This is a genomic window from Bacteroides sp. AM54-2NS (assembly GCF_003602935.1).
Lineage (GTDB): Bacteria > Bacteroidota > Bacteroidia > Bacteroidales > Bacteroidaceae > Bacteroides > Bacteroides xylanisolvens.
Window position 1 is genome coordinate 89,447 of sequence record NZ_QTMZ01000014.1, and the last position, 16,690, is coordinate 106,136.

A 16,690-nucleotide genomic window follows, 5' to 3' on the forward strand; every position below is an offset into this window, starting at 1 on the left:
AAAACAATCTTAAACGTTATAGTTATGAAAAAAAGTTATTGGCTATACAAAATGTGCCTGCTGCTTGGGTTGGGAATCTGTATTCCCGTTACAGGAAATGCATCGGATATCGGAGATGCTACCCTGACACAGCAACAGTCTAAAATAACAGCCTCTGGAGTCGTCGTAGACGAGTCCGGTGAAAGCCTGATCGGAGCTTCCGTCATAGAAAAAGGAGCAGCAACGAATGGTACTATTACAGACATAGACGGTCGTTTCTCTTTATCGGTTGCCCCCAACGCTATACTGGAAATCAGTTATGTAGGTTATCAAAAGCAGGACATTCCTGCTAAAAAAGACATGCGTATCATCATGCATCCGGACGTAGCGAACCTGGAGGAAGTTGTAGTGGTAGCTTACGGTACCCAGAAAAAGGTTTCTGTCATCGGTTCCGTAGCTTCCATTGATCGAAAAGATTTGATGAAATCCTCATCGCCCAACCTAAGTTCCGCTTTATCCGGAAAACTCCCAGGATTGACAACTATCCAGACCTCCGGTGAACCGGGACGTGACGAAGTCACCATGTTCCTGCGTGGTGCTGCCACTACAAACGGAACAAACCCATTAATTATGGTAGATGGAGTAGCTGTAGACGATATGCGATCTATCGACCCGAACGAGATTGCTAATATCTCCGTATTGAAAGATGCTTCCGCAACAGCAGTATTCGGAGTACGTGGTGCCAACGGAGTGATAATGATTACCACTCGTAGAGGTGAAAAAGGAACTGCCCGTATCAGTGCCAATGTAGAATTCAGCATGCAGGAAATCGCTTTCAAGCCCGAACGTCTGGATTCATGGGACTGGGTCAGACTTCGCAATGAAGCACTCGTGAACGACGGAAATTCCGCTGAATTCCTCGGGCCGGACATTGATAAGTTCGACTCATGGAAAACAGGTAATCCTGTAGACCCGGATTTTTATCCGAATAATAACTGGCAAGATATCTTGTTCAGAGATTATGCTCCCATGACCAGAGCCAACATGAACGTTTCGGGAGGTTCGGACAAACTTCAATACTTTGTAAGTGCAGGCTATCTGCATCAGGGAGGTATGTTCAACGTAGAACCTAAATCCAGGTTGGGATACAATGCCCAGTCTTCATTAGACCGCTACAACTTCCGCTCAAATATCGACTACAAAGTCAATAAGTCGGTAAAGATTAACTTAAACGCTTCCTCTTATCTGGAACGGATCAACGGAACTTCCGCAAGTATGTCAAGTGTATTCAACAGCGCTTTGACCTCACGCCCTACTTCCATGTATCTCACCCCGGAAGGTGCATACGCTACTGATGCTATACGTACTTTCCCTATTGGTGCCGGATTATCCGTAGAAGATCCCGCCAACAATTCATTGAGTGCATATCCGCTAATCAACCGTTCGGGCTATCAACTGGAAACCAGATCGGGAATCAATGTTATCGGAGGAGTAGAAATAGATTTGGGATTTATCACTAAAGGGCTCTCTGTCAAAGGCCAGGTATCTTTCGACTCCAAAGGATTTGGGAAAACAATCGGAAAACGTTCCTATACCTGGTATACGTATCAGACATTAGCTTCAGGAGAGCATTTGTTTATCAATCGCCATCCTAGCCTGGAGGACGAAGACGGCCCGATTGAACTCACAAAGTCTTCCGAATCTTATTGGGTTATGAACTTACAGGGACAAATCAACTATAACCAGACCTTCGCCGGAAAGCATAATGTCACTGCTATGTTTCTAGCTCAACGGGACATCAAAGAATCCAAAGAAACATCCGGTGACCTACTGCTTCCTTACAACGTCATCGGTATTGCCGGACGTGCAACTTATGACTATGACAGACGTTATTTTGCAGAGGTCAACGTAGGTTATAACGGCTCTGAACAATTTTCACCGGACAAACGATTTGGTCTCTTCCCGGCTGCCTCTTTCGGTTGGCTGATTACTAATGAGGGCTTCCTTCAGGATAATCCGGTTTTGACCAATCTGAAGTTAAGAGCTTCTTGGGGAAAAGTTGGTAACGACGCCTTCGGTTCAGCCCGTTTCCTTTATCTGGATAATATCAGTCAATATTCCGTAGTCACCGACAGTAAAGGAGATCATTGGTTATCCCCAAGCTTGGGATATGCTTCCAATGGTTCCGGTTGGGGACAAGGTTACAAGATAGCCGAAAACTACATAGGAAACAAAAGCATCACATGGGAAACAGCTGAAAAACAGAATTATGGTATAGACATATCCTTGTATCATGATCTTTCCTTCTCATTTGACTACTTTGTTGAAAAAAGAAAAAATATTCTGATTATCCCGCAGACTACTCCTATGATTCAAGGTCTTCCCTCATCCGCTCTTCCACTGATGAACGATGGTGAAGTAAAGAATCAGGGATTCGAAATGGTCCTCGGATATCAGAAACAATTCAAAAACGGGCTATCTGTTTCTGCTAATGCAAACTTCAGTTATGCCAAAAACAAAGTATTGGAATATGACGAGCCACTATTAGGTAAGGATTATGCTTATCGCACCCGCACCACCGGCTTCTCATTAGGACAAAACTGGGGATATATCATCGACCACAGCTATGATCCTGAAAAAGGGCGTGACGGCACAGGATTCTTCTATAGCGACGAGAGTATTGCCAAGAGCGGACTGACTTATGAAGGTGTAGGAACACCGGAACCCGGAGACTTTATTTATAAAGATCTCAACGGAGACGGTGTCATCAATGACCGTGACAAGGCTCCCATTGGCTATTCCTCCCTATTGCCTCGCATCAACTACGGTTTCTCTTTATCTGCCAACTGGAAAGGATTCGATGTTTCTATCATGTTGCAGGGAGTAGGCCAATACAGCAAGACTTATTCAGGAGCCGGTATTTATGAAAGCAGCGGCAACTTTTACAAGATGCACATGGAACGTTGGAGCGAAGAACGCTATAATAATCACGAAAAGATTACGTATCCTCGTCTGTCCAGCAGTGGCGGCCCGAGCTTGCAGCCCAACGACTTCTTTATCATGGATGCCTCATATATACGTCTGAAAAATGCAGAAGTAGGATATACATTACCGGAAAGCATCAGCAAGAAAATCGGTGCTTCCAATGTACGTTTCTATTTAAGTGGTAACAACTTGTATACATGGACTCACCTGAAGACTGACAGCTTCGATCCCGAACAAAACAGTCCGGCAGCCTATCCAACAATGCGTACGTACAATGTAGGTTTAAATATTACATTTTAACGGCTAAAACAAAACCGATATGAAAAAAAGATTGATTTATATATGCATGTTTGCTTCCTTGCTCACATTCAGTTCTTGTAATGAAGCGTTGGATGTAGCTCCCGACGGAAGATTATCACTGGACGAAGTATTCCAAGATCCCGATCTGACTAAAGCTTATTTCAGTACTTGCTTTGACTATCTGCCTAAAAAGAGTTTACGATATCATTTCTGGAGCAACTATCCCGTAGCACTTAGTGATGAAGCGTGGGATTGCACGGATGGTTCCGGTGCCGGCTTTGCACATGCCGCATCCGGCAACTGTACCACCACCGACTTCTATCTCGACGTTCGCAGAGATATGGGTGACACCTACTCAGAAGGAGGATACTGGCAGTTATACTGGGGGCAAATCCGTATTATCAACACATTCCTCCAACGGGCAGCCACCGCCGCCATACCAAGAGAAAGCGACCGTGACCGTTGGGTAGCAGAGGCTCATGTACTCCGTGCTTATTTCTATATGGAGTTACTGAAATGGTATGGTCCTGTGCCTATTGAGAAAGAGCCATACGGTTTAGACTATGATTATTCAACTCTATCACGTCCTACTTTCGAAGACTGTGCCCGATTCATTGTAGATGATTGCGAAATAGCTTTGCAATCCAGCAACCTCCCTTGGCGACTGACAACACTCAACGAGAAGATCAGAATGACCAAAGGTATCGCAATGGCTATCCGTTCCGAAGCATGTCTATTCGCAGCCAGCACTTACAACAATGGCGGCAAAGATCTTTGGGAATGGGCTTACACAATCAACAAAGACTGTCTGGAACAGCTGAAAGCCAATGGATATGAATTGTATACTAAATGTGCGGATACTGAAAAGTACTATAACAATGCTTATATGGAGTACTTTACGCTCAATAACTATATCGGAACAGATCCCAGTGATAAAGAAACAATCTGGCAAAGTACCGAAGGCTATTGGCCCGACCCATACACCAATCCTTTGTATGACGTTATCGGAGCTCCGGTATTGGGAAACGCTCAATTAACTATTGTTCCTTCCCAAGAATTAGTAGACGCCTATGATATGCTAGCAACAGGAAAGCCTGTACTGGATTTATCGAAACCTTATAACGATGAGAAGCATCTGTCACCTAATTATAACCCTAATAGCGGTTATGACCCAGCCAACCCTTATAAGGGACGTGATCCTCGTTTCCAGGCTACAATTTTTTATAATAACAGTCCTGTGCTGTTAGGAAAGGAACCGGCAGTAGTAGAAACGTACGTGGGAGGAAATAGCGAAATCCGTACAAGTGGAAATACGAATACACGTACCGGTTATTATTGGAGAAAAAGAATGGTAAACGGTAACTGTAAGGCAGCCGGAGTGGCTGGATATGATGGCCGTTTCCGTTTTTACCGATTAGGCAAAATTTATCTGAATGCCGCCGAAGCCGCTATTGAAAGCGGACACCTTACCGAGGCCTGGAATGGATCAATGAAATCCGTCATCGCGCAGGTTTTGATCCTTCGGTTGATCTGTCGACAAACGACAAGAACGAAGCTCGTTTATTGGTACGCCACGAACGCCAGATAGAGCTGGCTTGTGAAGAAGACAGATATTTCGATATCCGCCGTTGGACACCCGCCAATGAGAATATGGAAAATGAGAAGTTTACCACAGGTATGAGAATCACCAAAAATGGAAACTCATTCTCTTATGAAAGAATCAATCTAGGAACAGACGGCAGCAAACCGAGCAAAATGAGTTATGAAAAGAAATGGCACGTATATCCTATCCCTGCCAATGAAGCAGCCGTATTGGAAGGCACGACAGGACAGACGTGGCAAAATGCAGGATGGTAATCATAAAACAGAATGTATATGAAAAACAGAATAATCACACTTTTGTGCATCGTATGCCTGTTCACAGGCAATGAAGTATGCCGGGCACAAGTGCAAGAAGTTATATCCGGTGTGGTGCGGAATGAGAGCAACGAACCTTTAGACGGCGCAATCATTTCTGTCCCGGACAATCCCGAATACACCACAAGCAGTGATAAAGACGGAAAATTCATCATGGAGATTCCGTCGGGAGCCAGTATGGTCATTTGTAAGATTCCGGGATATCGGAACCAGACAATGAAATTCACTCTGAATAAACCGGTAGAGTTTTGTCTGATATCAGACATCGCCGGTCAGGATACATCTCTCGAAGTAGCCATGCTGCAGAAAGAGAGAAAAGGAGGTTATACAGGAGCAATCTCTACCGTTCAGGGAGAAGAGTTAGTTAAAACACCTAATAGCGGATTTTCAGCTACGCTGACCGGACGCTTGGCAGGATTGACTTCTATCCAATCCACCAGCACACCAGCCGATGATGCAACAACGATGTATATACGTGGTCTGAATTCCATAAACGGTAATTCACCTTTGGTTGTACTCGATGGAATTCCGGCTCCATTATTCGATATGAATACACTCGATGCCAACACTGTAGAATCTGTCAGTATTCTGAAAGATGCCGCAGCTAAAGCATTATATGGTCCGCGAGCTTCTTCCGGAGTAATTCTTATTACTACAAAAAGAGGCGAAATAGGACGTACTAAAGTAAATGTGAACATGGACTTCTCCATACAACAGGCTACCCAGCGTCCTAAAATAGTAAGTACCGGTGAATACGCACAAATGCGTAACCAGGCCTTACTCAATGACGGTGGCACTCCACTCTATTCTTTATATGAAATAGCCGGGTTTACAGATGGAACTATGCCGGGACACGACTGGTATGACACTTTCATGAATGATGCAGCCAGTATGCAACGTTACAACGTAAATATCAGCGGAGGTAACAACCGGGTTAAATACCTTGTTAATGCCGGTTATCTTCACCAAAACAGCCTGATTGATGCAGAGAAGAATGATAATTATAATCCTGCACTCAAATTGCATCGCTTCAACATTTTAGCTAATGTGGACGTCACTCTGCATCGTTATCTAAACTGTTTCCTTAACACAAATGTCACTATCGACCGGATAAATCAAGGATACAACGGGACAGGAGATATCATGAATTCGATCTATCAGATGGCCCCCACCGTACCTGGACCTATCACCGAAGACGGAAAAGTGATTACTGCAGAATACAATGAATATCCTACTTACGGACTTATCAACCGCTCCGGATATAGCCATCAAACAGGTATCAATCTGAACGTCGCTTATGGAATGAATCTGGATCTGGGATTCCTGACTAAAGGATTGAGCGTAAAAGGAATAGTAGGTTATGAAGCAAACTATCACGGAACAATCTATGGTTCTACTGACTACGCACGTTATGCAGCCAATGGCAGCGGACTTTTCGGTACTCACACCACTCTTCCTCTAAGTTTAAGTAAGACCGCTAATATGCGCTACTTTATCAACTTCCAAGGGTTCATCAACTATAATCGTATTTTTGGAGGCAAACATGAAGTAGATGCATTTGTCAGCTATTTCAATGAGAATATGATGAAAAACGGTGATCTCCCATACGATCGTTTGTCATTAATGGGACATGTGAAATACGGCTATGATTCACGGTACTATATACAGGGAGACTTTACCTATGATGGCACAGAACAGTTCAAACCGGGTAACCGTTTTAAATTCTTCCCGACAGTATCTGTCGCTTGGGTGGTATCCAACGAAAGTTTCCTGAAAGACACAGATTGGTTGTCCTTCCTCAAAATACGCGCATCTGCCGGCTGGCTGGGCAATGACCAGATATCTGACACCCGTTTCCTGTATGCTACAGATGTACGTTATAAAGATGCAGGTTACTTACTAAGCAACTACTATGGCTTTCATACTGTAGAAGGTATGCAAGGTAATCCGTATATCCATTATGAAGAATCTTTCCAGCAAAATTACGGAATAGATGTTACCTTATTCAACTCACTAGGTATCACATTTGATTATTGGAACGTGAAACAGACCCAAATGGCTATCCAAAATAACAGTGTATCTTCTGCACAAGGTATCGCCAGTGAAAATCTGCCATTTGAAAATCTGGGTAAGATGAACAACAAAGGATTTGATCTTGAACTATCTTATATCAAGAATCTGAAATATGGATTAAGAATGACTATCAGAGGGAATATGGGATACAATAAAAATGAAGTAACTGACATAAAAGAGTTGAACCGTACCGCCAGCGGATATTACTATCCATATCGTAAAACCGGCTATTCTGCAGGACAACAGTTCGGATATCTGATTGACTATTCCAACGGAAACGGCTACTATAATAGCCAGGAGGAAATAGATAAAAGCGGTCTGCGATTCTCTGGTGCTTCTCCGCGCCCAGGTGATTTCATTTACAAAGACTTAAATAACGACGGAAATATAGATGAGCGTGACCAGGCACCGATGGACAAAGCCCAGACACTACCTACACTTTCTTATGGTGGTTCTATTCAACTGGAATACAAAAACTTTGACTTGTATGTTCAGTTACAAGGTGTATCAGGTACAGCAGCCTATTACAGTGGATGCGGTATCTTCGATAATGCTTACCAAGGAGTGTACACAGACCTGCACCGTAATGCCTGGACAGCAGATCGCTATGCGGCAAATGAAAAAATCAGCTATCCGGCTTTGACCACAGGAAGCTCTTCAAGTCTCCAATCGAATGAATTCTTCTATTCCAAAAATAACTATATGAGATTGAAGAATGTAGTATTAGGTTATACACTTCCTAAACGTTGGAGCAGTAAGCTGAAACTGGAGAAAATGAGATTCTATATCAGCGGAGCCAATTTGTTGACCACCTCATCTCTCAAGTTCGATAATCTGGACCCGGAACAATATTCCTACTCTGTATACCCCATTTACAGAACATTTAACATAGGACTTAACCTGAATTTCTAAAGACTGAAGTTATGAAAATAAATAAAATCATATCAGGAGTATTCTCCTTACTCATATTATCCTCATTCATAGGATGTACTGAAATTGAAGATCATCCGGACGGCCGTACGGATTACAGCGATTTGTTTACCACGAACCGTAAAACGTATACTTATATGAATCAATGTTATGGATGGATTCTGAATTACGGAATGAACTATAACTATACCATGCTAGCTGGTTGTACGGATGAAGCCAAAGATTCCTGGGAACTACAGAACGGAGTTACCCGCAAATGGAATGAAGGACAATTATCTCCCTTCAGCAATCCGCTGGAGGGCATCGAAGGAAATCCGGAAAACTACAATTATTATTATCAAGGGATTCGTGCCTGCAACATCTTTCTTGCCAATATCCCTACTGCCAGTGTCTACTCGGAAGATATACGTAACAGTTTCAAGGCACAGGTACTTACATTACGCGCTTTCTATTATCTTCAATTGGTGAAACGTTATGGAGGTGTTCCCATCATAACAACTCCCGACTACGATTATACCAAGGTTAAAAGAGGTACATTTGGCGAGTGTGCCCGCCAAATATTAGCTGATTGTCAGGCTGCTATTGATATTCCCACTGTTGAAGAATGGGGATGGCGTTCCTTAGATAAGGAGAACTACCGTCACGTTATGACAAAAGCCATCTGTGCAGCCATCCGTTCACAGATATCACTCTATGCAGCCAGTCCTCTGTACAATGACGGAACAATCACTTGGACAGAAGCCGCAGAAATTACTAAAAAGTCTCTGGATGACTGTCTGGCGAACAATTATGAACTTTATAAGAAACAGCCGAATGCTACAGCTGGTTATTCTCCTTATGATGTGTATTTCTATTCGCGCACTGACTTGCCGGTAGTTAATGACAAAGAAACCATTATGGAAGTTGGACAAATGTATATGTGGAATTATGCTGGCCTGCCAACTACCGACGGCCAGACAGATGCCGGTGCGTGTCCGTCGCAAGAGCTACTTGATGCCTATGAAGTTGTGAACGGTGACATGACAGAATCTTATCCTCTGCTCAATTTAGAGAGCCCTTATCTAGATGCCAATCATCTGCAACCTAACTTGAATTCGGCTGTTCAAGGTCTCTACAATCAAGCCAAACCGTATGAGAACCGTGATCCGCGTCTTAAAGCTTCTATTTATTACGATGGTTCCAAACTAAACCTGGAAACCGGTACACTACTCTCAACCAAGACAGGAGGAAACTGTGCACTTGATCCCAGTAACGCACGTTACACCTGTACCGGCTATTATACGCGTAAGTTCTCGCATTATAAATCCGGACGTTCCGGCAATCTGGATGGTTACTTCAAAGAGTTCCGCCTAGCTGAATTATATTTAAATTATGCAGAGGCAGCTAATGAAGCATCTACCACCGGAACTGTGCCCAATGATGCGGTAGACGCAGTCAATGCAGTACGTTCCAGAGTAGGTATGCCAGGCATTCCTTACGGATTATCCTGTGATCAATTTCGTCTGCGAATCAGGAACGAAAGACGCGTAGAACTTGCTTTTGAAGAACACCATTTCTTTGATGTACGCCGTTGGAAGATGCTAGATCAAACAGATAAAGTAATTACCGGAATGAAGGCAAACTCAGATGGAAGTTACTCCCGTTTTGTAGTAGATAATAACCGAAAAGCATATAGTGAAAAATTCCTATTATATCCAATACCGGGTGACGAAGCAATCCGGTTACAGAATGCTTCAGGAACCAACTGTCAGAATCCGGGCTGGTAATCAAATCTAAAAAATACAGATTATGCAAAAGTGGTTATTAACTATTATTATTGCCATACTTCCTGTTATCACTGCATGTTCTAAAACCGATACGGAAGTATCTGTACCGGAAGAAGAAACAGGAAAGAAAACAGAGATTAAATTCCTTCAACTCAACTTATGGGTGGAGTGTACCAAGGTGGAGCATGCTCCGGAATATCTGATAGAACAGATTGCTGCCCTACAGCCAGACATCGCTACATTTTGCGAATTATATAAAGGCCCGCAAGACGACCCCGTGATGCCTAAACTAATGCAAGGCTTAAAGAGAAGGGACTCATCTATTACGATGCACGAATAGACGGAAGAGCGGTCATATCAAAATATCCGTTCAAAGAGACAGAACGCATCAACAAATGGATGTTCAAAGCGATTCTGGATGTCAATGGGAAACGAGTGGCCGTTTACCCGGCACATTCAGAGTATCGTTACTACACCTGTTACTATCCCCGGGGATACAATGACGGTAGCGTTAATTGGGATAAACTTCCGGCTCCTATCACTGATGTAAACAAGATACTTGCTGTCTGCGAAGAATCAGACCGTATAGAATCCGCCCAAGCTTTTATCAACAACGCTGCCAAAGAGCTAGAGCAAGGAGCACTCGTGTTTTTTGCCGGAGATCTGAATGAGCCTTCTTATCTGGATTGGCAGGCCGATACAAAAGATCTATTCGATCATCGCGGATGTATCGTCAATTGGGGAACTTCCAAATTGTTGGTTCAACGGGGATATAAAGATGCCTACCGGGTAATTCATCCCGATCCGGTGAAATGTCCAGGATTCACTTTTCCAGCAGACAATAAATCAGTCATTCCAGAGAATCTCTCATGGGCACCGGAGGCAGATGAACGCGAACGAATTGATTTCGTTTACTATTATCCAAATAAAAATCTACAAATAAAAAGTGCCCAGATAGTAGGTCCAACAGGCTCTATTGTACGCGGACAAAGAATAGAAGAACAAACCAAAGATCCAATCATTCCGCCCGTAAACAATCAGTGGCCAAGCGATCATAAAGGAGTGCTGATTACGTTTTATATCAAAGAGTAATTACAATGATTAACAGGATGCAAAAGTGGATATACGTCATTATACTCCTGACCGGATACTCAATAAGAAGTTATACACAGAAGACCATAAATCTCAATATTCCTGTTGAGCAAAACTGGATGTTCGATAACGAACATCCAGTACGCTTCATGCTGGAATTGACATCTGCACAGTCAGGTTTTTCGGATAGGATACGCATGGACATTGCAACAGATTTCGGCAATGCTGTATCGTCTACCTTTATAACCTACTCTTTCGGAACAGATTCGATAGCTCCCGGTGGAGGCTTTCGCAGTCGTGCATCAGTCACTCTCACGAATCTCACTCCCGGATTTTACCAGGTTTGTTTCATTGCCGGCACCGACACTCTGAAACATTTCTTCTTTGGATACGAAGCCGAACAGATTTTATCCAAACCGGATGGTCCCCCTAACTTAAAAAGATTTTGGAATAAAACCATCACCGAACTTAAACGTGTACACCCTGCCTATAAAATGACACGTCTACCTGAATCTTCGAAGCCAGAGCGTGATGTTTACGAAGTAGAAATGCGCTCGCTTGAAGGAGAAATCTTACGGGGGTATTGGGCAGTCCCTACAGATGGTCAGAGTCATCCGGCCGTAGTGGTTTATCAAGGTTATGATGCCGTCACCTGGATTCCCAGTCCCGACGACTATCCCGGTTGGTGTATCTTGGTCATTCCACCCCGTGGACAAGGCCTCAACAAACCTTATAACCGCTTTGGTGAGTGGATTGCTTTCGGACTGGATTCACCCAAACATTACTATTACAGAGGTGCTTTTGCTGATACAGTCCGCAGTATTGATTTTATTTTTGCTCAGCCATGCTTTGACGGACAAAACCTTTTTGCTACAGGTATTTCGCAAGGTGGAGCGCTCACACTAGCAGCAGCGTCACTCGACCATCGTATTTCCGCAGCTGCGCCTATCGTACCCTTTCTGTCAGACTATCCCGATTATTTCCGTTTGGTTCACTGGCCTGCCAACTTGGTATTCGAAGGAGCTGCCCGGCAGAATATTGACAAAGATAAAATATTCTCATTACTAACTTACTTTGACTTGAAGAATCTGACCGGATGGATCAAATGCCCAGTATTAATGGGATTCGGACTTCAAGACAACATTACACCACCACATACAAATTTTGCAGCATACAATCACATCCGTACACCTAAACGCTGGATATGTTACCCTACATCAGGACACTTTGCAGCTTATGAGAACATGGACTCATGGATTGCTGAAAGTACTCGTTTTTTCAATCAGTATGTAGTGTGGTAATAATCTGAACTGATAAAAACGAAACAGGCACAAACACTATAACAAGAGGTTAGTTAGGTTAGAAACCAGAAGAGTAATTCTGTTAAATAGAATTCTCTTCCGGTGTTTTATAGTTACTTTCTTCTAATAAGATTCACTGAAATCGAATAAAAACAATATATTTGCATAGATGTAAACACCTTAAAAAATAAATTAGTGAGAAAAGTAATTCTTTTATTTCTGCTATTTTTAAGCGTAGCTGGAGTCCGCACACAAGGTCAAAACATCACTTTTAGCCACTTGACCACGGACGACGGACTCTCCCAATTTTCTGTCAATAGCCTTTATATTGATGAACGGGGGATTATATGGATTGGCACGCGTGAAGGACTGAACCGGTATAACGGTAACGATATCAAAAGTTTCAAACTTAATAAAAACGATCCGAACAGTTTGTTCAGCAATACAGTGCTGCGTATCACCGGAAACAAAAACGGGAAGGTATACCTGCTCTGTACGGACGGGGTAGCAGAGTTCGATCTGACCACACAAAGATTCAAAACGTTGCTGCAAGGCAATGTGGATGCTATTTATTTCAACGAGAAATTATATATCGGGAAAAGAGAAGAAGTGTTTGTATATAATGAAAGTACCGGAAACTTCGATCTCTACTATCATCTTGCCGGAAAAGATATCACCCTCTCCTGCCTCCACCTGGACGAAAAGAAAAATCTGTGGATGGGAACTACCAGTAACGGACTTTACTGTTTATCGGGAGACAAAAAGATTTCCCAACCTGTCACAAGAGGTAATATCGCGAGTATTTACGAAGATTCGTCTAAAGAATTATGGATCTGTACCTGGGAAGAAGGACTCTACCGAATAAAAACAGATAGTACCATTGAGAACTTCCGTCATGATCCTAAAAATCCAAACAGTATTTGTGCCGACTTCGTAAGGAGTTGCTGTGAAGATAATGCAGGAAATCTGTGGATAGGAACCTTTCACGGGTTAAATCGCTATGAAAAGAGCACAGGTAAATTCCAACTTTACACTGCCAACGCGAACAAACCCGACGGACTTACCCACTCCTCCATCTGGTGCATCGTCAAAGATGAACAAGGAACAATTTGGCTGGGTACTTATTTCGGAGGTGTCAACTATTTCAATCCAGAATATGAAATCTATACCCGTTACAAAACCGGAGATACAGAGAAAGAAGGTCTAAGTAGTCCGATCGTCGGTAGAATGACTGAAGATAAGGACGGAAACCTGTGGATTTGTACCGAAGGCGGCGGCGTGAATGTGTATAACCGGAAGGATAACACCTATCGGTGGTATCGCCACGAAGAGGGCAAAAATAGCATTTCCCATAACAATGTCAAAGCAATCTACTACGACCGGACTAATGAAATCATGTGGATAGGTACACACTTGGGAGGATTGAACAAACTCGACCTGCGTACTAACCGTTTCACAGTCTACCGAATGAAAGCCGGAGACCCAACCTCACTACCTTCGGATATCGTCCGAGACATTGTACCTTATAAGGACAAGCTGGTTGTCGCCACACAAAACGGTGTTTGTCTTTTCAATCCGGCAACAGGCGCTTGCCAACAGCTCTTCAAAGAGACTAAAGAAGGAAGAGGTATTGGCATGGTAGCCAGTCTTTGCATTGATAAAGACGGTACATTGTGGATTGCGGCTACCGGGGAGGGTGTTTATTCTTACCGGTTCGACAGCGGTAAACTTACTAATTATCCACACAATCCCGCTAATCCGAACAGTCTTAGCAACAATAATATCAACAGTATCATGCAGGACAGTAACGGTAATCTGTGGTTCTGCACCTCCGGAAGCGGTCTCGACCGTTACCGTAAGGCAAGTGATGACTTTGAAAACTTCGATGTACAGACAGATGGTTTATCCAGCGACTGTATCTACGAAGTATGCGAATCGTCCATACAGAAAGGAGACTTATTGCTGATTACCAATCAGGGATTCTCACAGTTCAACTATCCAAGCAAGAAATTCTATAATTACGGTACGGAGAATGGATTCCCGTTGACTGCCGTCAATGAAAACGCACTATTTGTGACACATGACGGAGAAGTATTCCTTGGCGGTATTCAGGGAATGATTTCTTTCTGGGAGAAAAAATTACATTTCACTCCCAAATCATATAATATCATTCTTTCCCGCCTGTTTGTCAACGGAAAAGAAGTAGTTCCGGGAGATGAAAGCGGCATCCTGGAACAGTCGATCTGTCATACTCCGGAAATCAGTCTGAAAGCGAATCAATCGATGTTTAGCATCGAATATGCCACTTCCAACTTCATCCCTGCCAACAGAGATGAAATTCTCTATCGCCTGGAGGGTTTCTCAGACGAATGGAACCATACTTACCGGAAGCAAACGCTGATTACTTATACAAACCTGAATCCGGGTAAATATACCCTTGTCATCAAATCACAGAGGGAAGGAATAAAAGAGGCCAGACTGCTGATTATCGTACTCCCTTCATGGTATGAGACATGGTGGGCTTACCTGATTTATACCATTGTCACTATCAGCCTGTTATGGTATCTTATTCAGAACTATAATTCGCGCATCAAACTCCGTGAGTCTTTGAAGTACGAAAAGAAGCATATTGAAGACCTCGAAGCATTGAACCAGTCGAAACTCCGTTTCTTCACTAACATCTCGCACGAATTCCGCACACCGTTAACGCTGATCGTGGGACAAGTGGAAACTTTGTTGCAGGTGCAGACATTTACGCCTAATATATATAATAAGGTATTGGGAATCTACAAGAACAGTCTCCAATTACGGGAACTGATTACGGAACTACTTGATTTCCGTAAACAGGAACAGGGTCACATGAAGATCAAAGTTAGCCAGCACAATCTGGTTAACTTCCTGTATGAGAATTATTTGCTCTTCCTCGAATATGCGAGCAGTAAACAAATCAACTTCAAGTTCAACAAACAGAAGGATGACATTGAAGTATGGTATGACCAAAAGCAGATGCAGAAAGTGATAAACAACCTGCTGTCTAATGCAGTGAAGCATACCAAGGCCGAAGATACAATTTCGATTAATGTATCGCAGGAGAAAGACCATGTCATCATTGAAATAAAAGATACAGGTACAGGTATCGCCGCTGCCGAAATTGATAAGATATTCGACCGTTTCTATCAGACCGAGCATCTCAACTCGCTGAATACCGGAGCCGGTACAGGCATCGGACTGGCACTGACGAAAGGTATTGTGGAACTTCATCACGGCACAATCCGGGTAGAAAGCGAACCGGGCAAAGGAAGCAGTTTCATTATCACCCTCAAACTAGGCAAGGAACACTTCACAGAAGAGCAAATAGCGAAAGATGATACGGAAACCATCCAGCAAACAGAGACTATTGTTCCTTCAGTAGAAATAATCCCTGATTCGGAATGGAAAGAAGAAGATAACAAGCGCATCGAAGACGCCAAAATGCTGATAGTGGAAGACAATGAATCTATCAAACAGATGTTAGTCGGTATTTTCGAAACATTCTATCAAGTCAGTACGGCTTCCGACGGAGTAGAAGCATTAGAGATGATACAGAAGGATATGCCGAGCATCATTTTAAGTGATGTCGTAATGCCACGCATGTCGGGTACGGAACTTTGCAAACAGATCAAGACGGACTTTAACACTTGCCATATTCCGGTGGTATTATTAACCGCACGTACTGCTATAGAGCACAATATCGAAGGTTTGAAGATTGGTGCGGATGATTATATCACGAAACCGTTTAATACCAATCTTCTGATTTCCCGCTGCAATAACCTAGTTAATTCCCGCCGGCTATTGCAAGAGAAGTTCAGCAAACAACCACAGGCTTTTGCCCAAATGTTGGCTACCAACCCGATGGATAAGGAGATGCTCGACCGCGCGATGGCCATTATCGAACGTCATCTGGACAATACGGATTTCAACGTTAATATCTTCGCCCGCGAAATGGGTATGGCACGTACGAACCTATTCACTAAACTGAAAGCAGTTACAGGCCAGACCCCGAATGATTTCATCCTAAGCATACGTCTCAAAAAAGGCGCTGTCATGTTAAGGAATAACCCGGAGCTGAATATCACGGAGATCTCTGACCGGATTGGGTTCTCCTCCTCCCGCTATTTCAGTAAATGTTTCAAGGAGATTTATCACGTCAGTCCGCTGGCTTATCGTAAAGGAGAAGAGAGCGAAGAAGAAGGAGACGGAGAAGAAACAGATTAACAGGTAACTCTATAAGCACTCTTGCAAAATAATCTTATATTATTATCACACGGATTTCACGGATAAAAAAACGCTGAGTATGAGAACAACAGC

The 16,690-nt window shown here is 43.2% G+C and carries 7 protein-coding genes and 1 pseudogene; all 8 read left to right on the forward strand.

Going from position 1 to position 16,690, the window contains the following annotated elements:
* Positions 1–24 precede the first annotated feature (24 nt).
* On the forward strand, positions 25–3,264 hold the full coding sequence (locus DXA05_RS10855) for a TonB-dependent receptor (protein WP_008776109.1): 3,240 nt from the start codon (positions 25–27) through the stop codon (positions 3,262–3,264).
* 19 nt (positions 3,265–3,283) lie between these two features.
* Positions 3,284–5,121, forward strand: a pseudogene (locus tag DXA05_RS10860) (RagB/SusD family nutrient uptake outer membrane protein).
* A 12-nt stretch (positions 5,122–5,133) separates the two neighbouring features.
* Entirely contained in the window at positions 5,134–8,166 is a 3,033-nt protein-coding gene (locus DXA05_RS10865; RefSeq protein ID WP_128859166.1) for a SusC/RagA family TonB-linked outer membrane protein, read from the forward strand.
* 11 nt (positions 8,167–8,177) lie between these two features.
* Positions 8,178–9,950, forward strand: a complete 1,773-nt coding sequence (locus DXA05_RS10870) for a RagB/SusD family nutrient uptake outer membrane protein (RefSeq protein ID WP_128859167.1) — start codon at positions 8,178–8,180, stop codon at positions 9,948–9,950.
* 22 nt (positions 9,951–9,972) lie between these two features.
* Positions 9,973–10,290: a hypothetical protein gene (locus DXA05_RS27455; RefSeq protein WP_284515523.1), complete on the forward strand. Its 318-nt coding sequence runs from the start codon at positions 9,973–9,975 to the stop codon at positions 10,288–10,290.
* A 47-nt stretch (positions 10,291–10,337) separates the two neighbouring features.
* Positions 10,338–11,042 carry a hypothetical protein gene (locus tag DXA05_RS27460; protein WP_347812597.1) on the forward strand — a complete coding sequence of 235 codons (705 nt, stop codon included), beginning with the start codon at positions 10,338–10,340 and terminating at the stop codon, positions 11,040–11,042.
* 17 nt (positions 11,043–11,059) lie between these two features.
* Positions 11,060–12,343: an acetylxylan esterase gene (locus tag DXA05_RS10880; protein WP_015532085.1), complete on the forward strand. Its 1,284-nt coding sequence runs from the start codon at positions 11,060–11,062 to the stop codon at positions 12,341–12,343.
* Positions 12,344–12,538: 195 nt separating this feature from the next.
* Positions 12,539–16,597 carry a two-component regulator propeller domain-containing protein gene (locus DXA05_RS10885; RefSeq protein ID WP_004298357.1) on the forward strand — a complete coding sequence of 1,353 codons (4,059 nt, stop codon included), beginning with the start codon at positions 12,539–12,541 and terminating at the stop codon, positions 16,595–16,597.
* The last annotated feature ends 93 nt before the right edge of the window (positions 16,598–16,690 follow it).